This is a genomic window from Lactiplantibacillus songbeiensis (assembly GCF_005405125.1).
Classification (GTDB): domain Bacteria; phylum Bacillota; class Bacilli; order Lactobacillales; family Lactobacillaceae; genus Lactiplantibacillus; species Lactiplantibacillus songbeiensis.
The window spans coordinates 1-25,088 of the sequence record NZ_BJDL01000022.1 but is presented as its reverse complement, the minus strand read 5'-3'; the positions used below and the strand labels follow the sequence as shown (position 1 = coordinate 25,088).

Here is a 25,088-nt window from a genome sequence, read left to right as displayed (position 1 = left end):
AATAATTAATTCGGAAGACTTATAAGTTAGATAAGGTACTCGTCTGAGTATCGGAGGGCTGCGGCCAGATAAGATGGTTTAAACTATCTTTTCTGGTCGCCTTTTTTGTCTTTTGGGGAGGAAATAGCTATGGAAACATCGTATTGGAATCGGAATTTTATTTTAATCTTAATTGGGAATGCACTCTTATTTATGGTTTACAACATGCAGGTCCCAGTTTTGCCGTTGTATGGGAAAAAGTTGGGATTAACACCTGGCCAGATTGGTATTTTTGTCGGTGCGATTATGTTCGCAGCACTAGTCACGCGATTATTTGTACCGTGGTTTTCGAATCAATTTTCTAAAAAAGTTTTATTGATGGTGGGTATCCTCTTGTATTTATTAGCTGCGGTCGGTTATCCGTTACTTGGTAGTTTTGGATTGTTGGTCTTATTGCGATTATTCAACGGGTTAGGTCATGGCCTGACCACCACTTATTTTGCCACTTCGGCTGCGGATGAATTACCGCACCAAAAGATTGGTGAGGGGATGGGTTACTTTGGAATTGGCACGATGGTGACCGCGTCGTTAGCGCCATTACTAGCATTAGCCGTCGTTCAACATTATTCCTTTCAAGCCTTTTTTTTAACTTGTATTGGGATTTTAGCCGCAGCCTTGGTCGCTATTTTAGGGACGACGACTAAGCCTCGGCGTGTACAGGCTACTGTTAAAGCGCCGATTTTTGATCGGCAGTTTTTACCCCAATGTGGTCTCGTTTTTATTTTAGGGATTCTAATGAGCGGGGTGATGACATTTACGCCCATTTATGCTCAATTACGGCATTTAACAGCTATCTCGGGCTTCTTTTTCGTTGCTGCGATTGCTGGCGTCGTCATTCGACCGATTGTTGGCCGGACCTTTGATCAGCGGGGACCTCGGCTAATTCTAATGATCAGCACAGGCTTACTGTTGATTGGGGTTATACTGATTGCGATGGTGACTAGTAATTGGCTCTTGATTGTTGCGGGGATCTTTTACGGCGTGGCTGATGGGGCGATTTATCCAACGTTGCAAGCATGGTTGTTTAAAGTCACCACGCTTGATAATCGGGATACTGCGACGGGCATGTTTTTAAATGCCTATGATTTGGGTATGGGATTAGGTGCCGTGAGCTTAGGCTGGCTAGTCGAAGGGGTGACTTATCAAGGCATGTTTTGGGTATTGGCGCTGGTCGCATTGGGTTATATTGGTGTGGCGTTAAGGGCTAGTCGCTCAGCAAATCAGTTAGGATGATATTAAAAATGGTCGTGCGACGGATTTTCAGTCGCACGACCATTTTTTTGGTGCCTTTACTTTTCACTAGCATTCAAAATCAAATGTTCATTGACAAAGGCATTCAGCCCTAATTCGCATAATTCGCGACCGTAGCCAGAATGTTTAACGCCACCGAATGGTAATTCCGGTGCCGTAATCCAAGCGCGGTTAATTGTCGTCATCCCAGCTTCTAGTTGCTGGGCAACCCGGTCAGCGCGCTTCGCATCTTGTGAGAAGACCGTACTGCCGAGACCATAGCTAGAATCATTGGCTAAAGCAATGGCTTCGGCTTCGGAATTAACCTTGTAGACTGCAGCAACGGGGCCAAACATTTCTTCATCGAAAGCCGGATTGTCTTTTGTAATATCGGTTAAAATGGTCGGTTCAAAGAATTGGCCGGGAAAGTCGATTGGCTGATTGCCAGCGTAAACGTGTGCGCCTGCAGCAATCGCCGCATCGACTTGTTTTTGCAACTTTTGTTTGGCGCGTGCTGAGTTCATCGGTGCCAAAGTGGTTGCCGGATCAAGCGGATCGCCAGGTTTGACTTTGGCAAATTCAGCCTTTAGATAAGCCAAAAAGTCATCATATTTATCAGCCATCACGATGAAACGTTTCGAGGCTGAACAAACTTGGCCATTATTGAATAGGCGGGCTTGCGGCGCAATTTCTTTAACTAAGTCCCAATCGGCATCATCTAGAATAATAAAAGCATCGTTGCCACCGAGTTCCATCGTTGACTTCTTCAAGTTAGCGCCGGCTTCTTGGGCAACGGCGGCGCCGCCACGTTCCGAACCAGTTAAGGCCACGCCTGCCACCCGCTTGTCAGCAATCGCGGCACTGACTTGGTCATAGCTGATAAAGAGATTGGTCAGACTACCAGCAGGGGCACCAGCCCGGGTGACGACATCGGTAAAGGCGGCCGCCGAACCAGGGGTGTTGGAGGCATGCTTCAAAATCATCGGATTACCGACCATATAGTTGGGTGCAAAGACTCGCATAATCTGATAGTAAGGGAAGTTCCACGGTTCGACCATCACTAAAATGCCGACAGCTTGCTTGGCAAAATAAGCCTTACCGGCATCAGTTGTTAGTGGGGTGGGGGCTAACAGGTCCGCGCCATGCGCTGCGAAGTAGTCGGCAATATCGGCACAAAGGTCGACTTCTGCTTCTGCTTCACCAATCAACTTACCCATTTCGGTTGTTAGAACTGTGGCCAGTTGATGCTTCTCAGTCCGCATCAAAGTAGCCAGTTGGTGTAAGGTGGCCGCACGGGTGCTTGGCGTGGCCGTACGCCACTGTTGGTATAGTTGGTGACCACTGGCTAAAGCCTGTTCGAGTTCGGCGTCAGTGGTGTTTGAATACGTTTTTAAAAGCTCATTGGTATATGGATTGATTGTTTGGTATGCCATGTTAATTGCTCCTTTGTCTGATTTGTCTTTATGAAATCGTTTTCTAACCGGGTTTGTCTTCTAAAATACCCGTTCAAGGGGGTCAAAGTCAAGTGAAAGCGTTGTAATTATTAATCGCGTTATCGGCAATCCGGTGTCTTTATTAGGGTTGTGGTGAAATTGATTTAAAATTGGTATAGTTATTTTTATCGACCAGATGAGTTATAAAAAGACCATTAGCTGGTGGTTAAGTTGACCAGCTAATGGTCTTTGGTTCGGATTAATATTTAGACTGTTGTTGGGCTTGTTTAATGAGTTTAGCAAGCACACTGGGGGTTTGTTGGTTGAGTTGTCGTTCAACCTGAGCCTTAGCCTGCGTCGCACTTAGACTCGGATCAGCGCTCCGTAATTGCTTGACTTTAGTTGCCATCGTCGTCTGTTCGGTTGCTTTCAGGGCTTTGGCCTGTTTTGCCAGCCATTGCGCCTGACTGACACTTAAGGTGGCCCAGTGGTTTGGCAGACTAAAGATTTGGCGACGCTTGATCAACGTTGTATGGTTGCCAGTGGCACTGAATAACCACCGCCAAGCCGCGTTACGATACGCCCAACGCGTGGTCTTGGTTGTTAAGACCGCGGTGTTGGCTTTCGACGTTTGAACAGTGACGTGCGTCGTCAAGTCAGCTGCCGTATGTTGACGTTTCGTCTGATTCACTGGCCGATAAACGTAGACTTTTTCAGTGGTCGCGTGTTTAATCGGTTGGTACAGTAGTAGTGAGACATAATCATTTTTGACCGCAGACTGCAAAGGTGTCGTGGTCGTTTTAGTGACCGGTTGCATGCCCCAATGTTGCGTATCGTTGCCAATCATTAAGCTGGCCGCCATGACTAAGATTAGGAGACTAGCGCCCCCAACAATCCACCGTTGTGCCCGGTGTTTTAATGCTAGAAAGCCCACGATAAAGCCGAGCAAACCCAGCATAAGCAATATTAAAATCATTTGATCACCTGAGCTTTCTGCGGCTTTTTAACAAGCCCGGCTAGGATTAAACCCAGAATTCCCATAACCGTTGCGACTAAAAAAGCGGCGTGAAAGCCTTGCATAGCGGCGGTATATAGTTGGTCCCGGTAGGCTAGTGGGGCGTGGGTAAGTAAGGCTGCGGCAGGTTTCGCTTGATTCGTGACATTGGTCAAGACACTGCCTAAGATTGCGGTCCCCATCGAGGTCATGACTTGACGCATGGTACTATTAATGGCGGTGCCATGACTGAGCTGAATCCCAGTTAAATCAACGGAACTTGCTGCCGTTAATGGCATGGCGACTAACGCCACCCCGCTCATTAAGACGATGTATTCGAATAAAATGTAGGGATAAGGCGTCTGTTGCGTTAAAAAGGCAAAGGGTAATGTGCCCAATGTTAATAAGAACATGCCCATTAAGGCTAACCGGCGACCGCCAATATGATCATAAGCGCGCCCACTAACCAGACTGATGACCCCATATAAGAGGGCTCCGGGGAGAATCATTAAACCTGATTGTAAAGGCGTTAATCCGCGTACGTTTTGCAAGTACATCGGCAGGACGACTTGAATCCCAATCATAGCTGTATTAGCTAGCGCTGTAATGAGGGACGCAATCGTAAATGATGGCACTTTTAATAGTCGAATGTTGAGCAACGGTTGGGCTTGCGGCCATTCACGCCAAACGAACCCGGTAATTAACAGGATGCCGACAATAATGCTGCCCCAAACAATCGGGGCGCCCCAACCAGAATTACCGACTGATGAAAAGCCATAGAGCAGACTGCCAAAGCCCAGCGTTGATAAGGCAATTGCGCCCGCATCTAGTGGTGATTTCTTCAGTGGAATCACTGGTTTAACGGTGAAGATGGCTAGTAACAAGACAACGATTACTGGTGGAATCATCATCCCGAAGAGGTCCCGCCAACTGGCATTATCCAAGATCCAGCCAGAAACGGTCGGACCAAGGGCGGGGGCTAAGCCAATCACGATCCCGCCAAGTCCCATCATCGTGCCCCGCTTTTCCGGGGGATAAATGACGAGTAGCACGGTCTGAATCGTTGGAAAAGTAATCCCAATTCCCAAGGCTTGGACTAATCGACCTAGTAGAATCAGCTGAAAGTTAGTCGCGGTATAACTAATAATCAGACCGCCGAGAAAACAGCTGAGGGCGGCCACGTAAATGACACGTAAACTAAAATTATTGAGCAGCCAAGCGCTGACGGGAATCATAATTCCCATCACTAACAAGGAGCCAGTCGTCAACCACTGGACGGTAGCACTGGAAATTGAAAATTTTGTCATTAGTGTCGGGTACGCGGTAACCAGCATATTCGTGGTCAGTGCGGTACAGAAAGTCCCTAAAATCAAGGTCAGCGTCAGCCACAATTGACTGTAACGATGACCAGTTGTATCAACCATTTTTTCGCCTCATTTATCTTTCATAATAAACTTATTAAATCAGTTTAGCGTTATTATAAGCCTTTTAACTAAAAATTTAAATAGTTTGACTGCATGAACACAATAAAAATTATAAAAATGCGGTATAATAACTAACGAATCAACTTTGAGGGTGGGGGAAAAACAATGGTTAAAAGAAGAACGTTAACCCAGGCGAAAGTGTTAGCAACCGCTAACCAACTAATTGAAACCAAGGGTATTAATGGTTTAACAATCCGTGACTTGGCGCTCGTCTTAGATGTACGACCACAGTCGATTTATAACTATGTTGATAGTTTGAGTGATTTACTCGACCAAGTCGGTATTCAATTTATTCAAGGCGTGACCGACCAATTAAATGAAAAGATGGACGGGGTCGAAGGCGATGCCGCCTTAATGGTATTCGCCCAAGAATTCCGGGTCGCTTGTGAACGGCATAAGGGCTTAACGCCAGTCATGTTAGACATGAACGATTCATTAAAAATTCCACGGACCCGGAAAGCCTTGGTCAAGATGTACCAAGACATGTTTCGACCATTACAATTAGATGACAGTGCTCGGGTTGAAAATACCTTGTACCGGTCAGCTTTATTTGGGTTCATTATTCAAGAAATCGGGGGCTTCTTTACGATGTCACAAGAAGCCTTGGACAAGCGGTTTACACAGACGATGCAGTTGGCGATTGATCAGACGCATATGCCTAAAGAGTGAGAGGGCCAACGGGTTGCCACTGAGCATTGCCTAGCTAGGCAATGCTGCCGGTGAACTTTCCGGGATGATTGACTGGCGTAGCAAGCGGAAGTGGCAGTTGGACCGAACACGTTTCAGCAAAACAAAAACACGACTCAAAACTTCAGGTCACAGTAAATTTGCCTTGAAACATCGCGCTTAAAAGCAACTAATCAAAAAAAGACTAACTTCCAAAAACGAAGTTAGTCTTTTTTCGTCACCAATTACTTTGACACACACAGTAATTGGTGGTACATTATTGTCATCGATAATTACTGTGTGACACATAATACTATTTTGAAAGGAAGTCCATGATGAAACCGGAAATTTCTAAAGAAACGATTCGGGGCCATACGACGACGATTGTCTTGAATATTTTAAATCAAGGCGATAGCTACGGCTATGCGATTGCAAAGACGATTAAAACGTTGAGCCATGCGGCCTATGATATTAACGAAGCCACGCTCTATACGGTCTTTCGGCGGTTAGAAAAGAATGGCGATATTACAAGTTATTGGGGTAATGAGACTCAGGGGGGCCGGCGCAAATACTATCAGATTTCCGCGCAAGGTCAGGCCACCTTACAACACAACATTGACGAATGGCAGTTTGCCAAACAAGTCATTGACGATTTGATCTTAGGAAGGATTGACGAACATGAGTGAAAAAATTGAACAGTTAGTGTCGATGCGGCTAAACACTTATTTTAAGACACAGCCGATGACGCCAGCGTTAACCGAATTAAAAACGGAACTGGCCACCGATTTAAACGAAGCTGCGAACGATAAAGTCAAAGCGGGTCAAGAACCAGAAGCTGCCGTTGCTGAAGCCTTTAGCGACTTTGGTGATATTAATGAATTAATCCAGCAAGTGAACGCTGAAAACGGGACGGCACAGGACTTACATGGACATCATATCGTGGTCGACGATGCGGGTGTTTCCATTGATGATGGAAACACGTTGAAGATTAATCATGACGGGGTCTCGATCAATCATGGGGCTATCAAAGCAGATGAACATGGGTTGAAAATTGGCAAATTGGTGATGGATGAATCCGGGATTAACTACGACGGTGAACCAGTCATGCAGCCAGACTTTGGTGACCCTGTCCAGCCGTTGAATTTGGCTGGTGAATATCAAGATAATTTGCGATTAGTCAATGAACAACGGTTTGCCGCCGCAGAGATTAATGACTTATCAATTGCCTATCGTTCTGCGACGGTCAAAGTGTTGCCAACGGTTGGTGGTGAAGATGAGATTATTGTGCGCGAATATATGAAACCGAATAATACGGCCTATTATGCGCACACGAGCCAACAGGGTAGTGCTTTAAGCATTGAACAAGGAAAAGTGCCGTTCTTAATCCCGTTGCGGGTACACGTTCAGATTCATGTCCCAGCCAGCTATACAGGTGATTTGAAGCTTGCTAGCAAGTCGGGATCGGTACTGTTAGCAGGACTTAAACAACTGCAGGTCGTCAACTTACGGATTACAAGTGGTAGCTGTCGAGTGGACAATGTTGCGGCGACCGCCATGAGTGCAGATATTATTTCTGGGAGCTTAAAGCTTAACCAAGTGACCGTTACCGATCAGTTCGGCATGTTGGTTAAAAGTGGCCGAATCAAGTTAGCCACCGTTCAAGCTGGGCAATTTACAGTTAATGCCACCAGCGGCAGTATTCAAGGTGTTGATGTGACTGGCAGTGGGAGCTGGACTGCTCGTTCTGGATCTATTAAACTGGCCCTTAAGCAATTGACCGGTGACGTTAACTTGAATGCGCATAGTGGGTCGATTAAGTTAGCAATGCCAGTTGATGCCAGTTACCGTTATCAATTAGAATCGCATAGTGGCCGGGTCACCTCACCAGCCCAAGCCGTTAAGGAACACGTTGCGGATGGGTATCAAGCGGGTTACGTCGGACCAACTGCGCAATATTTGATTAATGGTCGGGCACATAGTGGGTCGATTAAATTGTATTAGGACGTATCTGGTACTAGTTGGATACTCTGGCTGGGCCATAATCGGTTGGAATGTGGCGGCCACGGTTGTGAGCCAATTATGATCCGCCCAGTGTTAATTATGACGTGCCTCGGTTTTTCTTCGTCACAAATAAATCGGTTAGCAGAGACTGTCAATCGATTGATTAACCACTAACGATGTGCAAAGTATCTTTCAGAACTCACAAAAACGGTGCCACCCCTAACCGGGTGCGCACCGTTTTTGTGATTGCAAATTTTACGAACGCAAATAGTGGCGTTTCTAAAAGCAGGTATCATATAATCTACATAGAGCAGTTTAGAAGATTAAGTGATCCTAACTGGTTTGACCAATAAATGAGTTGCTACCGCGATAGTAGTCGTAGCTAAGCCCAATGCTGGCCGTTAATCGGCATGCTTACGGTACCGACTACTGGAAAAATAAGTAATTGCATATTGTTGGTCAAGTTGAGTGAAACCCGTTATGATGGTCTTAGGGAATTAAATCAAGGGTCACTTAGTCAATTAGGGTTTATAGTACGAACTAACAAACCCGTTAATTACTTTAAACCAAAATTAACCATGTGACGGGATCTTCCGTCGATAATCTGAGGGGGTTATATTAATGAAGTCCAAGCATCAACTAGCCATCGCCAGTCTAATGACTGTGGGCGCACTAATGATGACGGCCCAACCAATCGCAGCGGCCACATCGTCCAGTACACCAATTGCGCCATGGCGTTATGACAAAAAGACGACCACGTACCGTGATAAATCAACTTCGCCATATTACAAGGACGTTTGGCGGCAAGCAACGAAAAATTGGCAAAAACAAGGCTTTAAATGGCAATCAACTAAGAACAGCAGTAAAACAACATTGACATCGTATGCCGATAGTTCGGCCAAAGGTGTCGTCTATATTGGGATGAAGCAGACGACTTATACGGCTAGTGGGCGAATTATTAAGAATAAGGTCATGCTCAACCGAGCATCGTTCCAGAAGTTTAAATACAACAAAACTGAACGCGTTAAAGTTGCGGAACATGAACTGGGCCATGCCCTCGGTTTAGCTCATAATCAACGGGGCAGTGTGTCCGTGATGAATCCGGCTAACCGATCATATGCGATTAAAGGGGTCGACGTCAAAGGCATGCAGCGGCGTTACCAAACCCCATATAAGACGGTCACAAATGATACCGTTTACGTAGCAAACTCATCACTTAAGGCCAATCCTTACTTAGAGATTCAAACGGTCTTTGGTCACGATCATGATTGCGAAGAAGCGTCACAATTTACCTTAACACCATTTTAACGGTCACTAGCGAGCAACCTTTTAGGAGGTGCTCGTTTATTTTTTGCTTTGGGGGCGAGTCAAATGACGTGGCAGACTTACCAAGATCTTGATAGTCAGCAACCGTTTGAGATTGTCGGACAGTGGGGCTTTACGCCGACTGAGTTGACATACAACGGGACCCTGCATTATCAACCACAGGCGATGCATTTATTGTTGACGGGGACTGACTTAACAATTTCGCAGCATCAACAAGCCTTTTTATATGGACACGGCACGGTGGTCCTGCCGGTGGCAAACGGTGCGCCCATTTATTTGCCGGTTAAAGTCAGCTTAAGCGGGATCTATCCGATACACCAACAACAGACGTTTCAAGGTGATGGTCAACAAGCTGTGCTGGATTATGGGGTACTCGGCATGGTTCTCGGTGGGTTTGTGACGGGTGCGACCCGGCTGGCGGCATTACAACTTGATTTGTTGAACTTAACCGCGTGGCTCCAGCCGGCAGTAGGGACGGTGAAGCGGTCGTCAACGCCAACTGGTAAGCCCCAAGATTGGTTTCAGTTTATGATTGGCCAGCAAACGTATCAATTACTGACGACGACCAGGCCATTAGTGGGGGCTTTGTTAGGCGAACAACAAGTTTCCGGGTTTCAGGTCCATCAAAGTATTGGCGTGGACCTTGGTACTGGCGGCAGTTTACGAGAAGTGTCTCTGATTGCGAAGCAGGTTGCGGATTGGTTAGCGGTTGTCAGTGGCCGGCCCACCGTGGTCACGCGACTGTTAGGTCAAGCTGGCGCTAACAAGTTAATGATTTTTGAGACGACCCCGGATCACGCGGCTAGCTGTGATTTTCGATTCACTCGGCTAGCTATTCCACGGGATAATGGGTGGTATCAAGCGATGGCGTTGTCATTACGCAATTGGCTGATGACCTATGACAAGCTGGTGCCGGTGGTGAACACGCTAACGCCAACTCGCCCGGTTCAGGATATTAATGGCGAAATTCAACGTATTTGTAATTGTTTGAATGTGATCTTTGATGCTTTTTATAAAAATAAGGGTCGTAAAAAAGAAGTTTATTATCGTCGCAAAGTTAAAATCGTGTTGGAGAATTGTGAACGGCAGGACGTGCAGCAAGCGATGGGCGCGTTATCCGTCGTGCGGACAACTAATCAGTTGTTAGATTTGATTCGCGATGCGCGCAACGTTTCCGCTCACAGTTCATTGGCTGTGACTACCGTTAAAGGGTTAACCACAATTGGTCAGAAATATCGCTTTCAGTTAGTGATGAAGACCTTGCTACGCTTGTGGCTATTACATCAGCTAGGCGTGTCGCCGGCAATTTTAGCGGCAGAAGTCCGGTTGGCTCAGCCGTTCGAAGTGGCGATGACTCAGACTTGGTAGAAATTAAAAAAGATTAGCCGTTAAGCTAATCTTTTTTAGTCGTGAAAGCCGCTAGTTGCTCAAAAAGGGGCTGATAGGCGGTTGTTAGGTCTTGATAGATTGGATACAGTCGCTGGTAAGTCGCGACCGCTTTAGCATTCGGCGTGACGACTTGTTTATGACCGACTAGCTTTGCCACGGCTGTTAAATCAGTTAATTGGTCTAAGCTGACCCAGCCTAAAACCGCCGCTCCTAAACAGGAACTTTCAAAGCTGTCGGGGATAATTAACGGTGTCGCGAAGATGTCGGCTAACAGTTGGCGCCAAGTCGCAGAATTAGCGAAGCCGCCCGTGGCTTGTAGACTTTTAAAAGGACCGGTCAATTGTTGAACTAACTCAGCAACTTGGACGAGATTAAAGCCGATGCCTTCTAAAGCGGCTCGACTTAAATCAGCACGTGTGTGTTGGGCAGTCAACCCAAAGTAAGCACCGCGAGCATTGGCATTCCATAGTGGCGCCCGTTCACCGTTTAGGTAAGGATGCATTAACAGCCCATGACTGCCAGCGGGAACTTGGCTCGCTAGTTGGGTGATGGTCGCGTAGTCAGCACCGTCAAAGAAAGCATCGCGGACCCATTTTAAAACGTTACCGCCATTATTGACTGGACCACCAACGACCCAGCGATTTGGCGCTAAGTAGTAACAAAATAAGCGGCCTTTAGGATCAAGTTGCGGTTGGTCGGTCACAACTCGAATGGCGCCCGATGTCCCAATGGTTAGTGCCGCCACCCCTGGTTCAATGGCGTTGACGCCCAGATTGGATAGACAACCATCACTGGCACCAACAATCAGCGGTGTCTGGGGATTGAGCTGCCATTTGGTTGCAAAAGCTGGGTTTAACCCAATGACTTGAGCAGTGGTATCCACTAGTTTGGGTAACTGTTCGGCTTGAATATGCGCTAGCTTTAAAGCTAATGGGTCCCAGTCGAAAGCGTGCAAGTTAAAAAGACCAGTAGCATTCGCAATCGAGTAGTCCATGACTAACTGACCGGTGAGTTGGTAGATCACATAACTTTTAATATCGACTACCCAACGTGTTTTCGCCAGGAGATCGGGATTGGTCTGGGCGAGCCAAGCTAATTTAGCCAGCGGCGTCATGGGACGGATAGGGGTGCCAGTATTTAAATAGAGTTGATGTGCTTGAGGCAGTGCTCGCAGCTGGTCAGCGGCAGCCTTGGCGCGATTGTCAGCCCAAGTATACATGCGTGTCAACGGCTGATGGGCGTCATCTAATAAAATCAAGCTATGCATGGCGGCCGAAAAACTAATGCCGCCAATCGGTTGTTTAGCTTGTGGGATGACGGCTTGAATGCCGGTTAAAACGGCTGTGAAAATAGCAGCGGGATCTTCTTCGGCCATTCCCGGTAGGTCTTGATGAAGCGGGTAGCCGTGGTTAGCGCTGGCGGCAACTTGGCCGTTAGCATTGTATAAGACGACTTTAGTACTGGTGGTGCCGATATCGACACCTAACATTGGTTGCATGATGAACGCTCCTTTTTATGATGTGTTATGTATTTGAAGTTGATTGCTAATGTTTTAGTTGGCGTTAAATTGCCACTCTGGTTGGGCCAGCATCGGCTGGAACGTGGTGACCGCGTTTATGAGTCGAAAGGCGGTCTCATAAGCCGGGCTTTGGCTGACCCGGAAAATTCCCGGCTAAGTCAAACGACACCACTGAGCCAATGCTGGCCCGCCCGGCGTTAACTAACAGAAACTAACAATTGATTATTTTCAGTTCAGTTATTTAGGACCTAACTGGCAGGCAGCAATCTCAACTAGCACCAAGTGTAAAAGCTATGTTTCAGTTTACAAGTAAAGGCGGGGTCACGCAATAGAACCAGTCTAGGGCAAAATTCAATATTGTGGTAGAATTTGGTCATGGAGGTGGCCGCTTTGTCCACACAAAAATCTGCACATCGTAATCGCGTTTTGACCTTGATTCGGTCGTACTATCCTAACCTTAGTCACACCGATCGCAAAATTGCTGATTACATTATAAAAGACCCAGTTAAAACAGCGGCGCAATCCATTTCTGATTTGGCGGCAGCCGTGGGGGTTTCAACGGCGACCGTGTCACGTTTTGTAAAGCGTATTAGTTTTAATAGTTTTCGTGATTTTTCAAGAGAATTAACGGCGGCTGAACCGTTAGAACAATCGAATGCGGAAGCGTTTCAAGATGTTGAGAAGCAAACGACCTTTAAAGGCATTGCCGATTCAACTTTCAATAGTATTCGCAGTTCCTTAGATCAGACTAGTCAAGTGATGACAGAGGCCGACTTAAAAGCCGCCACTGAATTATTATTGGGCGCCCGCATCATTGGATTCTACGGGCTCGGTGGTTCCGCGGTGGCATCTTTGGATGGCTATCATAAGTTCGTTCGCACGGGGATTTTATGTGCGCATAATACGGACTATGATATGCAGTTGATGCAGGCGGCCCAAATGACCGCTAAAGACGTTGCGGTCGTGATTTCGCATACTGGCCGGAATCAACAAACCTTACAAATATTAAGTACGTTAATTGAACATCAGGTGCCTGTGATTGCCTTGACGAGTTTTGGCAATTCGCCGTTAGCCAAAGGGAGTACCGTGGCATTCATTTCCGTTGCGGAAGAAATTAATTATCGCTCAGAAGGATTGACGTCTCTAATTGCGCAGATGAGTATTATTGATAGTTTGTTCTTGATGACGGCCGTGCATGGTAACCGGCAAATGGCGGCCAGCTTAGGGCGAGTACGCGATGCGATTAGTCAGACGCGAACGGAATTATAGGCGATTTTTGGATGGTGATTAATAAAGATGCCAACACAACATACACGACCAATCTATGCACGCACGCGTGGTGCTAAATGGCGACACCGCCTCGGACTAGTCTTGATCTTAGGGCTGGTAGCGTTGTTAATCTGGGGTGGCCTGCAGTGGCTACAATTTCGCCGTGATGCCGTGGTGCAAGGCTTTAATGTTCGCGGGGTAGCGGTCAGTCAAAATGACGGTTACTTAGACTTTGCAGCGCTACAAAAAGACGGCTTGAAATTTGTCTACTTAAAAGCGACTCAGGGTGCCAGTTATAGTGATGATAACTTTAGTAGCAGTTATTCGCGGATCTTGGGGACTAGTCTAGGTGTCGGCGTTTACCATGTTTTCAGCTTTTCGAGTTCCGGACAAGCCCAGACCGCTTATTTTGAAAAAACGGTCAATAACAATATCGGTAACTTGCCGATTGGCATTCAAGTCCAGTATTACGGCGACTACACTAGTGACACCGTCAATGTCAAACGGGCGCAAAAGCAGTTACGTACGTTGGTCTTAAATCTAACCGATCATTATAACCGCAACTGTGTCATCTGGACAACGCCAACGATTGCTAAGAAAATTGTCAAGCCAGTTATTAAAAAGACGCCGTTATGGCTAGATACAACTCAGACGCGTCAACAAAGTAAGCGCGTGCTGTTTATGCACTATACCAATCGCGCAGTTTATCGGCAAAATGGGACTAGTCAGGAATTTAACGGGCTGATCTTTAATGGCAATGATGATGCGTTTCAGAAGGTGATTGCGGCTGGGTTGAATTAGGTCATATTTATGTTTGGTGTTAGTTGAATTGCCGCCTGCCGGTTGGATCATAAAATACTGGCACGCCATGGGCCATTTTGAAGCCAAAGATGAGGTCTTCAAAACTGACCTTGGTCTAAGTCCGAGCAGACCACTCGCACTAAGGTCAACGACACGGCTGAGCATTTTAGGAACCAACTTCTCGGCTCAATCGGAGCGATAATTTTAACTATAAAAGCACTTGAACTTCAAAAGAGTCCAAGTGCTTTTTAGTGTTAATAGGCGGCATCTTGTTTGCCGATATTGGGCGATAAAATGACATAATTACGATTATCGGCTTCATCGAATAGGGCAACTGGCCGCTGTTCGTTGGCCTTAACTTCCAAATGGAAGCCATATTGATCAAGCAAAACCAGCTCACTGGAAGAGATTGATTCAACGGTGGCCGGCATCGCGCGGCCATCAATTTTAATGAGCATATTTAGATCAATCTCTAACTTGTGATCGCGGTGATGCTCTTCGTCACGATACGTCCACGTTCCCGCATAAAAAACGGGTAAATCGTCGCTAGCGTTATCAGTTGGGTGTTGCTTACGTAAAAATGTGCTTGAGAGTCCTGCCAGTAATGATAGGCCAAATAAAATGGCGCCACGTCGCTTCACCGGATCAACCTTCTTTCCTTAAGTTTACAACTAAAATATACCACTATTCAGCCGCGTCCGTCACGAAATATGGTTTTCTTAGCAAAGCTTTTACGTTACTGACATTTTTGGGTAATGAAAGACATCTTTTCGCCATAAAACTGGTAAACTGTAACTATTGAGATTAATCAGTTTTATTAAAATTAAACCGGTTACACGGAATTGAAGGGATGCTTAGTATGTTAAAATTAGGAATTATCGGGACAAACTGGATTACGCAACAATTTATTGATGCGGCCAACGAGTCGGGTGAGTGGCAACTAACCACCGTTTATTCACGACGGTTGGATCGTGCTGATGAATTTGCCGAACATAATGGCGCTACGGAGACCTTTGATGATTTGGAACAATTTTTCAGTCAGGGGAGATTCGATGCGGTTTATATTGCCTCGCCAAATAGTTTACACTTTAGTCAAGCTAAGCTCGCCATTGAGCATGGCAAGCATGTGATTGTTGAAAAGCCAGCCGTGGCTAATCAGGCGCAGTTTGAACAATTAGATGAGTTGTTGGCGGCCCATCCAGATATTTTGTGCTTTGAAGCTGCCCGTCAAGTTCATGAAGTAAACTTCAAACGGATCCAAGCCAAATTGCAACAGATGGACCGGATGCAAGGTGCGACACTGACCTATATGAAGTATTCATCACGGTATGACGCTGTCCTGGCTGGTCAAGAACCGAACATCTTTTCATTGAAGTTTGCTGGTGGGGCTTTGCAAGATCTTGGGGTGTATGTCGCTTATGATGCGGTCGCTTGGTTCGGCATGCCTGATGATGTGGCGTACTATCCTAGTTTGGCGCCGACAAAAGTGGATAATAAAGGGATTGCCATTTTACAATATCCAAGCTTTAACGTGACGCTGAATATGGGGAAGTCCAGTAACTCTTATTTGCCATCAGAAATTTATGGCTTGAAAGATACGATTGTCATGGATAATGCCGCCGAATTGGCTAAAGTGACTTATTATGATATCGACGGGCACGCCCAAAATATTGGGGTGGCCCCAGATAAGAATCCAATGTTAGCAGAAGCTCGTGACTTTGCGGCTGTGATTAATGATCCGGCTGGTCACGTGGCTGACTATCAAGCATGGCGGCAATTGAGTCGCAATGTCAATAAACTACTATTTAATTTACGGCAATCCGCACATCTGTACTTTTCAGATGATGAACGCGACACGCCCGCTGAATAGAAATGAGGAACTATGTTAGACGTATTTAAAGAAAAATTTACGGCCCAAGGGTTTACCGAACCGTCACCGATTCAAACGGCGGTCGAAACGCCAATGTTGGCTGGTGAATCCGTGTTAGGCTTAGCGCCCACGGGTTCTGGGAAGACGTTGGCCTTTACTTGGCCAATCTTGGAACAAATTCACGTTGGTGAAGGTACGCAAGCCTTGATTTTAGCGCCATCGCAAGAATTAGCGATGCAGACAACTAATGTGGTGCGCGACTGGGCGCAATTGATTGATGCTAAAGTCTTGGCGATTACTGGTGGTGCTAATGTTAAGCGCCAATTGGAAAAACTCAAAAAACATCCTGAGATTATTGTCGGGACGCCGGGTCGAATTACCAATTTAATTGGTGATGGTAAGCTGAAGCTTGGTCATTTGAAGACAATGATCGTGGATGAAGCTGACGAATTATTGACTGACGAAACTTTGGACCAAATCCGTGAAATTTTGGATGCAACCTTTGCCGAATCATTGCAACTAGGCTTCTTCTCAGCGACCGAGACTAAGATTTTAGATGAACTTGATCGGTGGTTTGGGCAAAAAGTTCAGAAAATCGATGTCCGAGCCATTGACCAAACCCAAGGGGTCGTTCGTCATCGAACCATGGAAGTCGGTAACCGTCATCGCGCTGATTTGTTAAAACGGATTAGCCGTGTCGACCATTTACGGGCGTTAGTATTCTTCAATAAGATGCAAGAATTGCAGCACGTTTTAGTGGACCTACGCCATCAACATGTCAGCTTTGCTGCATTGACGAGTACGCAACGGCAAGTTGACCGGGAAAAAGCGCTACGTTTATTCCGACAAGGTAAGGTTGATTTGTTATTAACAACTGATTTAGCCGCTCGGGGCTTAGACGTGCCTGAATTGCCAGCGGTTATCAACTTCCAGTTGCCAAAAGATGTGACGACTTATATTCATCGTAGTGGACGGACTGGTCGCATGGGCGCAGAAGGCTTAGTCATCACACTGGGCGATGATCATGATATTCGTGACTTTAAGAAGATGATGAAGTCAACGGATTATGAGATCAAACCGGCTTATCTGGCCGGATATCAAGTTGTGGATACCAAGCCGGCGAAGGTCAAACCAACGTTAGCTTTTGATCATCCAGCTAGTGCCACGGAACCAGCCGGAGCGTTACATCGGGTCGCTGGCGCGGGTCATCCAGACTCTGTCCGTGAAGAACCCATTGTTGGCGTTGAACGGTCAGCTAAGGCAGCCAAGAAGTCAGCTGAAACTCCGAAGAAGCATCGTGGGCATAATAAGCATTCTAAGAAAAAGGGCATGCGTAAAAAGAATCGCGAGCGCTTTAGCGAGAAGTAATTGAAAATTTAGTCAATCCGTGAGATGATATTTGACGGATTGATTTTTGGCCTTATAGCACAACTGGATAGGGCACCCGCCTCCTAAGCGGTTGATCCCGGTTCGAGTCCGGGTAAGGCCATTATTATCTCTATCAAACCGCTTCATATCGACGCTAAACGTTGCTATAAAGCGGTTTTTATTTTTCGCGAAATGCTGCGAAACGATATAAATCGATATTTTGGTGATATTTGGTATTTTCAGAAATTGTGTGCACCAAGTTGTGTACCAGAGCACTCATAGCGTTAAGCACCGCAAGGGATTGGAGCGGTTTCTAATTTTCCGTTTTCCAACATAATAGGCACTATTTTTGGTGGCCAGTTATAGTTAAAGCAGCACTACAATCCCTTTAATAACGGAATTGTAGTGCTGCTCTACTTTAGATTGAAATTGATATTATATGGATGAATATAATAACGACTTTTACGTTTATCTATAATTGATTCTTAGACTATTTTAGGGTTGTAACGGCTTCAAATAATGAGCTGCCCAAGTTATAAGTAGCTGTCGAATAGTCTGAATCAGAATTTGCACTATTAGTAGCTTCTTCTAATCGACTATTCTGGGCAGATAATTGGGCATTAGTTGCTGAATCGAAGCGACCAGCAAAGAGATGGTAGGCAGCCGACATTGCTTTAGCATCTTCAATTGTATCCCCCAAGCCCATGTCATCGATGGCATTAGCTAGATTGTAGTATGGCATGTTCGTATTAATACCAGTAAAGTTGGATAATACTGAGTCTTGATCGTCTGGGGACATGGTTCGTACAATTGCGACTAGTTTTTTAATGTCTGACTTATGTTGTTTTGCGGCTTTCACGTTGAACTTAGTCAAATTACCATGCCAAGCCCAGCCTTTAACGGAGCCTTTGCTATTCTTAATGTAATAGTAAACCGCTTTTTTCCCGTTAGCCTTTTTAACATGGGCTGATTTTGTGGCATAGAAAGTTGTCTTAAGATAATTCTTCCCATTATGACGTTTCTTAGTTAACTTGGCACTTGAATAGAGGTAGCCCGCATTAATATGATAAGCCGTTTTCTTAATGTTTTTGGAACTAATCACTTTTGCGGCCTTTGTTTTGGCTAAGACATTCAACGTGTTGCTAGGCATAGCAGCGACACCCATACTCAATGATAAGACCCCGACTGCTGCTAATTTGACAAATTTACGCAATTTATTGCGCCTCCAAAATAATATTTTTGACATGATAATTATATCATTTTAATATTTAATGGATAGATAGAATATTAATAATCGAAATAGGATAAAAGTTAGGACATCACGTATACTAAACTTAGTTCAATGATGATCGATAACCATAACTAATTAAAAACGAGGATGAACCAATGAAATATCTATTATTATTACGCGGTGTCAATGTTGGCGACAACCATCGCGTGCCAATGGCCGATTTACGGGCGGTGTTTACCACCGCTGGATGTATCGACGTGCATTCCTACATCAATAGTGGCAATTTATTTTTTACCAGTTCCTTAGCCACAGCGGCAGTTACTGAATTAACGTCCAAACTGTTAAAGACAAATTTTGACTTTCCAATTGATTTTCGCGTATTGACCCAGCCAGAATTTATGGCTGATTTGGCTTTAGCGCCGGCATGGTGGGGGCAAGATCCACAGCTGCGTCACAACGCGTTGTTTAAGTTGACCAAATATGATTCTGAACTGGAACAGTGGCTATTGCCCAAGCTAACTGACTATGATCAGGTCTTGATCACGCCCAATGTTATTTTCTGGACGTCAACTTTAAAAGTGAATTTTAGCAAGTCATTCTATTCCAAGTTAATCGGTACGCCGTTTTATAAGCAGACGAGTGCTCGGAACTATAATACGACGATGAAATTGAAAGACTTATTTTGAAGACAGCTTTTGTCTCTTGATTAACAATTAAGCCAATGCGTTTGTTAATATTAACAAGCGTGATATAATAACCGATATCATAGCCAGTAGTTCAGACATTAGCGAGAGAGGATGGCAAGATGAATAATCAAACGACAATTGCTAATATTCAAGCTTGGTTATTAGCACATGAGCGCTCACAAAAATGGTTGGCAGAAAAGTTAGTGATTACGCCAGCATTAATTAGTCAAATTTTAAATGGTAAACGAAAATTACAAACACAACAATTGATTAAGATCTCCAAAATCATTGGTGTACCACTGGCTGAGCTAACAGCTAGTCCACAAGTTAAAGCTGAGCATCAACCACAGTACGAGTTGCGGGGGCACTTTTCTAAGCCTAAAGCCCAGCATGATTTTGAACAGCTACTTTGGGATGTCGAACGATATGTTGATTTAAAGGAGAGCATCCATGATTAGTGCTGATAAGAAGGCTTTTTCTGAGAATCTGGCTGAGTTAGCGGCGGATGCTTTTTTGAGAACTAACTTTGGCTTGGAACTGTTTATTGGCGCTGATATTGAAACTGTTTTGGCTGAGCGAACGGCTGTTATTTATCAAAATAGTGATGATCCGACTTATGCTGGCGCATCAATTCATTATCGTCAGCAGACATTTGTCGTGTTAAATACGCACCAAGATTTGCGAGCACGTTATTATAGTGCTGCGCATGAATTATGGCAGCTTGCTTTAGGGACAAAGTGGTTTGGTACTGCTAGTGCAATGATTGAAGCACAAACGGCGCTTAATCTTTTTGATGCTGAGCGAGCAGCCGATCATTTTGCGGCTGCGGTCATGTTACCTAGAACTATGGTAAGTACAACTTGGCAGAAAGCGATGCAAAATCAGAAAAGTCCTGAAATTGACGCGATGTGTGCTGCAATTGTGAGACTGGCAAACTTGTCGGCAATGCCCTATGTCGCAGTTACACGTCGGTTGCAAGAGTTGGGGCTATTATCGTCAGATGTCAAGTTGGTTAAGTGGCATGAAAAAGATTGGTTGGCATATTTGGTACAAGCGAATTTTCCACCAAGCCCTTTAAATCAGCCAGCCCCATTTGAAAGCTTTAACGTGTTGGCGGATTTTGTTGAAGGCTTAGTTCAAAAGAAGCAATTAACTTTAATCGAAGCAGCTAATTTACTAGTCCATACGGATCCTAAACGAGCTAATCGTTATTTAAAACGGCGACAACAGCTGATGGCACAGCAATCGGGAGGAACCGTTGAATGAATCGACGAGCAGTCCGAGTCTTTGTTGATACAAATATGTTGATTTTTGCAGCATTTAAAAACAAATGTTTTTGAGTGGATTGATGAACTATATGATAATGTTTGGATTCATGTTGATGTTTTAGATGAATTATTGGTTGCACGGCAAGTTGTTGAGCGTGAAATTCAAAGGCGGGCGTGGCATGTATTTGATCCGGTAACGCTGACTACTGATGAACGAGTTATTTATCAGGCTCAGGTCAATCAAATAAAAGCAGCCTTCGCCGAATGAATCAGCATCGTGCTGAACAAGGTAAGCGCGTCAAATACATAACTGATACTGGTGAAATTGCAATTTTAGCAGTGTGTCTTTTAGAGGACGCACAGTTAATTTGCAGTAATGATGCTGATATTGGTACGGTAGTTGAGCAAGAAACAGTATACCTATGTTGATGCAATAACTGGATTGGAACAATTAATTGTTCAAGATTCATTAGCTGATTTTTGCTATTATTGTGTCGTTGAAGCTGGGATTGCTAAGTCTAAGGTATGTCACTTTTATAAATCGCTTTTTGACAATAAGTATGAGCGACAACAGAAGTTAACTGAATTTGACCAACGGCTAGCTGCTATTTTGACTGATAGACATAATTAGAATAAGGCATCGTAGAAATGGGTATTCTGTCCATTCTACGATGCCTTTTATTGGCTAGTTGTGTAAACTTGATTTTACCGAATGACCATCACATTACACGGTGCCTGGTCAACCACATAACTCGTGGTCGATCCAACGGCCACGCGATGCGGCGAATCTTTACCAGTGGCGCCTAAGACAATCAAGTCAATGTCAGTATGCTGTTTGGCATAGGCTTCAATCAATCGTTTCGGGTTGCCATATGCAACTTCGGCCCGAAATTGGGGCACGGTCGTTGTGGTCACGAAGCGTTGGCGGTCGCGCATGTCAGCTTGGGCATGGCTAGCTTCGGCTTCTAACAGTTCAGTTAAGACGGGATCCATGGCTGGCGCGTGATAGGCGCTATCATCGACGACATATAAAGCAGTGAGTTGGGCGTGATGCCGCTGGGCGATATTAACCGCTTCAATGAAGGCTGCTTGGGCTTGAGCGGAGCTGTCGACGGGCGCTAGAATGTGCGTGTAAGGACTTGGCATGGTTGACCACCTCCGTTATTTTGCCTTAATCATAACCGATGCACTGACGTTTAGGAAGCTAAATGCACCTTTTAAGTGGCTTTCGTATTTTTTTGTGAGTGGCTGCGGTATGATTTTAGCAGAGTAAGGTAACGGGAGATGAGAACGATTAAAAGTTTACTTTTGGGGCTTCAGTGTTTTGACCAAACAATGGCGCGACAGCGGTATTTCCGGGCGATTCGGGACACGTTGACTTTGCTGTTTCCGTTTGTGTTGATTGGGGCTTATATTAACGTCTTGAACCAGGCTATTTTTCAAAAAAACGGCTTTTTTAATCATATCTATTATTTGAGTCACTGGGTGCCAGGTTTTGAAGATTTAGCGAGTTATACCGGGATGCTTAGTGTGAGTGTCAATGGGGTGTTGGCCGTCATTGCGGCGTTTGCGGTCGCTAACTTAGTCGTCCGGCCGACCAATCATGATGATTTAATGGCCGGGTTAACGGCTAGTCTGAGCTTTGTCATGTTGAACTTTAACTTTGCATTATTCTCTAAAGATGGGCGGACGGCGACATCACAATTTTTGGAAGGTAATCTGGGAATGCAAGGGATCTTTTTAGCCTTGTTAGTCGGGTTATTGACGGGGTGGTTATTCAGTAAATTGGCACGGCGACCGCATGTCCATCAATTGATCGAGACGCGGACGCATCTGTTGGCCCGCGCGCAAGCCAACTTGTTACCAATTAGTGTGACCTTGGTGATTTTTGGGGCACTCGGCTATGGTGTTAGTTATCTGAGTAACGGCGGGGTCAATGGCCTGTTCTATCAATTATTTCGTTATCCATTTGGACATGTGGGTCAAGTGATGCTATTGATTTTTAGTGCGACCTTGCTAAGTAACTTTTTCTGGTTGATTGGGATTATCGGACCTATCAGTTTTAGCGGCAATAATTCGGTCCGCACCGTTCAGAATTTGGAATATGCGCTCCAACATGGTTCCGCCTGGGGTGCCCCGAATCCAATCACGATGCATACGATTTTTGATGCTTTCGCAAACGTTGGCGGTCCTGGGATGACGTTAGCGTTGATTATTGCCATCTTATGGCGTTCTCGCAATCATGATTTCCGGTTAGTGGCTAAAACGAGCTTATTACCAAGCTTGTTTAACTTCAATCAACCGCTCCTAGTGGGGTTGCCAATTATGTATAGTCCCATCTTAGCGGTTCCATTCTTGCTGGCACCGATGGCTAGTATGGGCATTACTTGGGTTGCGTTGAAATTACAGTTTATGCCGCCCGTAGCGTATCCGATTTATCGGACGATGCCCGGCTTTTTGATGGGCTGGCTGGGGACCGGTGGCGATTGGCACGCGTTATTAGTCAGCGTGATTAATTTAACTGTGGCGACAGCGATTTATCTGCCCTTTATTTTGATTAATAACCAGGCTGAACTCGGAGGTGATCACGATGCTGAAGCGTAATTGGTGGCAGTGGCTACTAGGTGTCGTGATTTTAGTCGGTGTTTGCTGGCCGGCTTATAATTGGACGCGCGCAAACATTAAAACGTTAAAAGATGCCGGTCGGACGCGCATGGCCCCCGTGATTATGGTGCCGGGTTCCAGTGCTAGTCAGAACCGGTTCGACAGTCTGATTACGGAATTAGGAAAAGAAACGCCTCAAAAACACAGTGTGCTGAAGCTGACGGTCGCGACTGATGGCAGTATCACCTATAGTGGTCATCTCAAACAAAATGATAATGAACCGTTTATCGTGATTGGTTTTGCGAATAATAAGGATGGTAAAGCCAATATTGACAAGCAGGCGGTCTGGTTGAATATCGCGTTTAAGGAATTGGTGAAAACGTATCGCTTTAATCATTTCCGAGCCTTGGGACATTCTAATGGTGGGTTGATCTGGACGCTGTTCTTGGAACGTTATCTTAAACAATCGCCAAAGATTACGATTGATCGTTTCATGACGATTGCCACACCGTATAATATGGAATCGACCAGTACGACGCCGAAGACGAGTATGTATCAAGAACTGTATAAGTATCGCGCTGGCTTGCCGAATTCGTTGACTATGTATTCGATTGCCGGGACGGAAAACTATACGAGTGATGGAACGGTACCATATAACAGTGTAAATGCTGGTAAGTATATATTCCAGAATCAGATCAAACATTTTACGGAAGTGACGGTGACCGGGGCGAATACGACTCATTCGGATTTACCGCAGAATAAGCAAATTGTTGGCTTGATTCGGGAATACTTATTAGAAGAAGATGTGCCAAATAAGGTGCGGCGGCAAAATCAACAACAGTTACGTGGTGAAGATTAGCATAATAGCAGGTTGGCTTAGCGGCTGGCCTGTTTTTTTAGATTGTTGGTTGGAAATTATCGGTTTATAATTAACTTAGTCAAAAGGAGGATGTTGGTCATGCAATTAAAACGGGGATTAAAGGGATTATTAGTGTTGGCGTTAGCAGTCGGGGGCTTAGCAGGTTCAGTGACGACGGTGGCAGCTAAGCCTAAAGCGGCGACGGTCCTTAAAACGACCAAGGTTAAGTCAACCGCTTATCATGCGACTAAAGGGACGATTTATAGCAGTGCCAAGTTGATTAGAGTGACCCATCACGCTAAAAATTATCCGCACACGACTTTTTATATTACTAAGCATGCCACGGTACGCAAGGCGAACCATAAAAAGGCCGTCTATTATTATATTGGCAAAGGTAAGGCGAAGGGCTGGATCTGGCATGGTTATTTGACAGCGGGGAAAGCCCCCAAAAAGACGGTGGCCGTGACTAAAAACACGCCGGCAACTTTTGCGGCTATCAAGATGTCACAGAACTTTTTAGCCATTGTCAATCAAGAACGGGCGAAGTTCGGAGCGGCACCTTTAACGATGAATGCCAATTTAACTAACTTGGCTAATCAACGGGCTAAAGATAATGGCGCGATTGACACGTTGTCGCATACGGATGCTCAAGGCAATGCTATGTTCGATAAAGAAGCTGCGCAATTTGGTGTTACAGGTGAGACGATGTGGTCAGAATGCTTGTATATGTCGAGTTACAATGACCTTAGCTTTAATTTTGGCAAAGATGCTGCGGATAGCTATCTCTATGACGATGCTGATTCGGATTGGGGTCATCGTAAGAATCTGATTGATCCGGCTGCCACCCAGATTGGGATTGGCTGGTATGTCAAGGCACAGACACAAACGGTCTATAATGTGATTGATCAAACGAATTAATAAAAAAACGGTTCGCTAGCATAACATGCCGGCGGACCGTTTTACGTGATTATTTGGGTTCTACAATATTTGGTGTTGATGGATTTCCCATCAACACCAATTTTTGTGTAAACTAAAAGGACACATCCTCAAA

At 45.2% G+C, this 25,088-nt stretch carries 24 protein-coding genes and 1 tRNA gene; 18 read left to right on the top strand and 7 right to left on the bottom strand.

Annotated elements, in window-relative coordinates; all coding sequences use genetic code 11:
- Window positions 1–129: 129 nt before the first annotated feature.
- Window positions 130–1,272 (top strand): MFS transporter, encoded by a 1,143-nt coding sequence (locus FFM77_RS09125; protein WP_137635465.1) that lies wholly within the window; start codon window positions 130–132, stop codon window positions 1,270–1,272.
- Window positions 1,273–1,328: 56 nt separating this feature from the next.
- Here FFM77_RS09125 and FFM77_RS09120 read toward each other — a convergent pair whose 3' ends face one another.
- The 3 genes from FFM77_RS09120 to FFM77_RS09110 form a co-directional block, all read right to left on the bottom strand.
- The gene (locus FFM77_RS09120; protein ID WP_137635464.1) at window positions 1,329–2,702 is read right to left on the bottom strand and encodes an NAD-dependent succinate-semialdehyde dehydrogenase; all 1,374 of its coding nucleotides are present in this window, start codon (window positions 2,700–2,702) and stop codon (window positions 1,329–1,331) included.
- 259 nt (window positions 2,703–2,961) lie between these two features.
- The gene (locus tag FFM77_RS09115) at window positions 2,962–3,678 is read right to left on the bottom strand and encodes a DUF4811 domain-containing protein (RefSeq protein WP_137635463.1); all 717 of its coding nucleotides are present in this window, start codon (window positions 3,676–3,678) and stop codon (window positions 2,962–2,964) included.
- Complete coding sequence (locus FFM77_RS09110; protein ID WP_137635462.1) at window positions 3,675–5,120, bottom strand: MDR family MFS transporter; 1,446 nt, start codon at window positions 5,118–5,120, stop codon at window positions 3,675–3,677. The genes FFM77_RS09115 and FFM77_RS09110 overlap by 4 nt, the downstream gene beginning before the upstream one ends.
- Window positions 5,121–5,285: 165 nt before the next feature.
- Between FFM77_RS09110 and FFM77_RS09105 the strand changes: the two genes are divergently transcribed.
- The 5 genes from FFM77_RS09105 (at window position 5,286) to FFM77_RS09085 (ending at window position 10,541) form a co-directional block, all read left to right on the top strand.
- A complete protein-coding gene (locus tag FFM77_RS09105; RefSeq protein WP_137635461.1) occupies window positions 5,286–5,849 on the top strand; it encodes a TetR/AcrR family transcriptional regulator in 564 nt (187 codons plus the stop codon).
- A gap of 332 nt (window positions 5,850–6,181) precedes the next feature.
- A complete protein-coding gene (locus FFM77_RS09100) occupies window positions 6,182–6,532 on the top strand; it encodes a PadR family transcriptional regulator (protein ID WP_137635460.1) in 351 nt (116 codons plus the stop codon).
- On the top strand, window positions 6,525–7,847 hold the full coding sequence (locus FFM77_RS09095; protein ID WP_137635459.1) for a DUF4097 family beta strand repeat-containing protein: 1,323 nt from the start codon (window positions 6,525–6,527) through the stop codon (window positions 7,845–7,847). Before FFM77_RS09100 ends, FFM77_RS09095 begins: the two co-directional genes overlap by 8 nt.
- A 621-nt stretch (window positions 7,848–8,468) precedes the next feature.
- A complete protein-coding gene (locus tag FFM77_RS09090) occupies window positions 8,469–9,155 on the top strand; it encodes a matrixin family metalloprotease (RefSeq protein WP_137635458.1) in 687 nt (228 codons plus the stop codon).
- 63 nt (window positions 9,156–9,218) lie between these two features.
- Window positions 9,219–10,541, top strand: a complete 1,323-nt coding sequence (locus tag FFM77_RS09085; RefSeq protein WP_137635457.1) for a hypothetical protein — start codon at window positions 9,219–9,221, stop codon at window positions 10,539–10,541.
- Between the two features lie 25 nt (window positions 10,542–10,566).
- Here FFM77_RS09085 and FFM77_RS09080 read toward each other — a convergent pair whose 3' ends face one another.
- A complete protein-coding gene (locus tag FFM77_RS09080) occupies window positions 10,567–12,060 on the bottom strand; it encodes a gluconokinase (protein WP_137635456.1) in 1,494 nt (497 codons plus the stop codon).
- Window positions 12,061–12,471: 411 nt separating this feature from the next.
- Here FFM77_RS09080 and FFM77_RS09075 point away from each other — a divergent pair, with 411 nt between their 5' ends.
- Window positions 12,472–13,350 carry a MurR/RpiR family transcriptional regulator gene (locus FFM77_RS09075; RefSeq protein ID WP_137635455.1) on the top strand — a complete coding sequence of 293 codons (879 nt, stop codon included), beginning with the start codon at window positions 12,472–12,474 and terminating at the stop codon, window positions 13,348–13,350.
- A 27-nt stretch (window positions 13,351–13,377) separates the two neighbouring features.
- Entirely contained in the window at window positions 13,378–14,151 is a 774-nt protein-coding gene (locus FFM77_RS09070) for a GH25 family lysozyme (RefSeq protein WP_137635454.1), read from the top strand.
- Between the two features lie 254 nt (window positions 14,152–14,405).
- Here FFM77_RS09070 and FFM77_RS09065 read toward each other — a convergent pair whose 3' ends face one another.
- The gene (locus FFM77_RS09065; protein ID WP_137635453.1) at window positions 14,406–14,792 is read right to left on the bottom strand and encodes a DUF4828 domain-containing protein; all 387 of its coding nucleotides are present in this window, start codon (window positions 14,790–14,792) and stop codon (window positions 14,406–14,408) included.
- Between the two features lie 218 nt (window positions 14,793–15,010).
- Here FFM77_RS09065 and FFM77_RS09060 point away from each other — a divergent pair, with 218 nt between their 5' ends.
- From FFM77_RS09060 to FFM77_RS09050, 3 genes are all read left to right on the top strand, one after another.
- Complete coding sequence (locus FFM77_RS09060; protein WP_137635452.1) at window positions 15,011–16,021, top strand: Gfo/Idh/MocA family protein; 1,011 nt, start codon at window positions 15,011–15,013, stop codon at window positions 16,019–16,021.
- A gap of 12 nt (window positions 16,022–16,033) precedes the next feature.
- Window positions 16,034–17,389, top strand: coding sequence for a DEAD/DEAH box helicase (locus tag FFM77_RS09055; protein ID WP_137635451.1), 1,356 nt, complete (start codon window positions 16,034–16,036; stop codon window positions 17,387–17,389).
- A gap of 48 nt (window positions 17,390–17,437) precedes the next feature.
- A tRNA-Arg gene (locus FFM77_RS09050) sits at window positions 17,438–17,510 on the top strand.
- A 369-nt stretch (window positions 17,511–17,879) separates the two neighbouring features.
- On the opposite strand, the gene FFM77_RS09045 is transcribed toward FFM77_RS09050, so the two are convergent.
- Window positions 17,880–18,602, bottom strand: a complete 723-nt coding sequence (locus tag FFM77_RS09045) for a hypothetical protein (protein ID WP_137635450.1) — start codon at window positions 18,600–18,602, stop codon at window positions 17,880–17,882.
- A 173-nt stretch (window positions 18,603–18,775) separates the two neighbouring features.
- On the opposite strand from FFM77_RS09045, the gene FFM77_RS09040 reads away from it, so the two are divergent.
- From FFM77_RS09040 to FFM77_RS09025, 4 genes are all read left to right on the top strand, one after another.
- Window positions 18,776–19,306: a DUF1697 domain-containing protein gene (locus tag FFM77_RS09040; RefSeq protein ID WP_137635449.1), complete on the top strand. Its 531-nt coding sequence runs from the start codon at window positions 18,776–18,778 to the stop codon at window positions 19,304–19,306.
- A gap of 119 nt (window positions 19,307–19,425) precedes the next feature.
- A complete protein-coding gene (locus FFM77_RS09035) occupies window positions 19,426–19,764 on the top strand; it encodes a helix-turn-helix domain-containing protein (protein ID WP_137635448.1) in 339 nt (112 codons plus the stop codon).
- Window positions 19,757–20,572 (top strand): ImmA/IrrE family metallo-endopeptidase, encoded by an 816-nt coding sequence (locus FFM77_RS09030; protein WP_137635447.1) that lies wholly within the window; start codon window positions 19,757–19,759, stop codon window positions 20,570–20,572. Before FFM77_RS09035 ends, FFM77_RS09030 begins: the two co-directional genes overlap by 8 nt.
- A gap of 45 nt (window positions 20,573–20,617) precedes the next feature.
- Window positions 20,618–20,842: a hypothetical protein gene (locus tag FFM77_RS09025; RefSeq protein ID WP_137635446.1), complete on the top strand. Its 225-nt coding sequence runs from the start codon at window positions 20,618–20,620 to the stop codon at window positions 20,840–20,842.
- Between the two features lie 437 nt (window positions 20,843–21,279).
- Here the strand turns inward: FFM77_RS09025 and FFM77_RS09020 are convergent, their stop codons facing one another.
- Window positions 21,280–21,720: a universal stress protein gene (locus FFM77_RS09020; RefSeq protein ID WP_137635445.1), complete on the bottom strand. Its 441-nt coding sequence runs from the start codon at window positions 21,718–21,720 to the stop codon at window positions 21,280–21,282.
- 138 nt (window positions 21,721–21,858) lie between these two features.
- Here FFM77_RS09020 and FFM77_RS09015 point away from each other — a divergent pair, with 138 nt between their 5' ends.
- From FFM77_RS09015 to FFM77_RS09005, 3 genes are all read left to right on the top strand, one after another.
- Window positions 21,859–23,178, top strand: a complete 1,320-nt coding sequence (locus FFM77_RS09015; protein WP_137635444.1) for a PTS transporter subunit EIIC — start codon at window positions 21,859–21,861, stop codon at window positions 23,176–23,178.
- The gene (locus tag FFM77_RS09010; RefSeq protein ID WP_137635443.1) at window positions 23,165–24,037 is read left to right on the top strand and encodes an alpha/beta hydrolase; all 873 of its coding nucleotides are present in this window, start codon (window positions 23,165–23,167) and stop codon (window positions 24,035–24,037) included. Before FFM77_RS09015 ends, FFM77_RS09010 begins: the two co-directional genes overlap by 14 nt.
- Window positions 24,038–24,136: 99 nt before the next feature.
- Window positions 24,137–24,955 (top strand): CAP domain-containing protein, encoded by an 819-nt coding sequence (locus FFM77_RS09005; RefSeq protein ID WP_137635442.1) that lies wholly within the window; start codon window positions 24,137–24,139, stop codon window positions 24,953–24,955.
- The last annotated feature ends 133 nt before the right edge of the window (window positions 24,956–25,088 follow it).

What these genes read in the sequence shown, in the direction of transcription:
- FFM77_RS09015 (WP_137635444.1), top strand. Translation starts at nt 21,859, where the DNA reads ATGAGAACGATTAAAAGTTTACTTTTGGGGCTTCAGTGTTTTGACCAA.
- FFM77_RS09105 (WP_137635461.1), top strand. Translation starts at nt 5,286, where the DNA reads ATGGTTAAAAGAAGAACGTTAACCCAGGCGAAAGTGTTAGCAACCGCT.
- FFM77_RS09095 (WP_137635459.1), top strand. Translation starts at nt 6,525, where the DNA reads ATGAGTGAAAAAATTGAACAGTTAGTGTCGATGCGGCTAAACACTTAT.
- FFM77_RS09120 (WP_137635464.1), bottom strand. Translation starts at nt 2,702, where the DNA reads ATGGCATACCAAACAATCAATCCATATACCAATGAGCTTTTAAAAACG.
- FFM77_RS09060 (WP_137635452.1), top strand. Translation starts at nt 15,011, where the DNA reads ATGTTAAAATTAGGAATTATCGGGACAAACTGGATTACGCAACAATTT.
- FFM77_RS09085 (WP_137635457.1), top strand. Translation starts at nt 9,219, where the DNA reads ATGACGTGGCAGACTTACCAAGATCTTGATAGTCAGCAACCGTTTGAG.
- FFM77_RS09090 (WP_137635458.1), top strand. Translation starts at nt 8,469, where the DNA reads ATGAAGTCCAAGCATCAACTAGCCATCGCCAGTCTAATGACTGTGGGC.
- FFM77_RS09010 (WP_137635443.1), top strand. Translation starts at nt 23,165, where the DNA reads ATGCTGAAGCGTAATTGGTGGCAGTGGCTACTAGGTGTCGTGATTTTA.
- FFM77_RS09040 (WP_137635449.1), top strand. Translation starts at nt 18,776, where the DNA reads ATGAAATATCTATTATTATTACGCGGTGTCAATGTTGGCGACAACCAT.
- FFM77_RS09125 (WP_137635465.1), top strand. Translation starts at nt 130, where the DNA reads ATGGAAACATCGTATTGGAATCGGAATTTTATTTTAATCTTAATTGGG.
- FFM77_RS09080 (WP_137635456.1), bottom strand. Translation starts at nt 12,060, where the DNA reads ATGCAACCAATGTTAGGTGTCGATATCGGCACCACCAGTACTAAAGTC.
- FFM77_RS09005 (WP_137635442.1), top strand. Translation starts at nt 24,137, where the DNA reads ATGCAATTAAAACGGGGATTAAAGGGATTATTAGTGTTGGCGTTAGCA.
- FFM77_RS09035 (WP_137635448.1), top strand. Translation starts at nt 19,426, where the DNA reads ATGAATAATCAAACGACAATTGCTAATATTCAAGCTTGGTTATTAGCA.
- FFM77_RS09070 (WP_137635454.1), top strand. Translation starts at nt 13,378, where the DNA reads ATGCCAACACAACATACACGACCAATCTATGCACGCACGCGTGGTGCT.
- FFM77_RS09115 (WP_137635463.1), bottom strand. Translation starts at nt 3,678, where the DNA reads ATGATTTTAATATTGCTTATGCTGGGTTTGCTCGGCTTTATCGTGGGC.
- FFM77_RS09055 (WP_137635451.1), top strand. Translation starts at nt 16,034, where the DNA reads ATGTTAGACGTATTTAAAGAAAAATTTACGGCCCAAGGGTTTACCGAA.
- FFM77_RS09110 (WP_137635462.1), bottom strand. Translation starts at nt 5,120, where the DNA reads ATGGTTGATACAACTGGTCATCGTTACAGTCAATTGTGGCTGACGCTG.
- FFM77_RS09030 (WP_137635447.1), top strand. Translation starts at nt 19,757, where the DNA reads ATGATTAGTGCTGATAAGAAGGCTTTTTCTGAGAATCTGGCTGAGTTA.
- FFM77_RS09100 (WP_137635460.1), top strand. Translation starts at nt 6,182, where the DNA reads ATGAAACCGGAAATTTCTAAAGAAACGATTCGGGGCCATACGACGACG.
- FFM77_RS09020 (WP_137635445.1), bottom strand. Translation starts at nt 21,720, where the DNA reads ATGCCAAGTCCTTACACGCACATTCTAGCGCCCGTCGACAGCTCCGCT.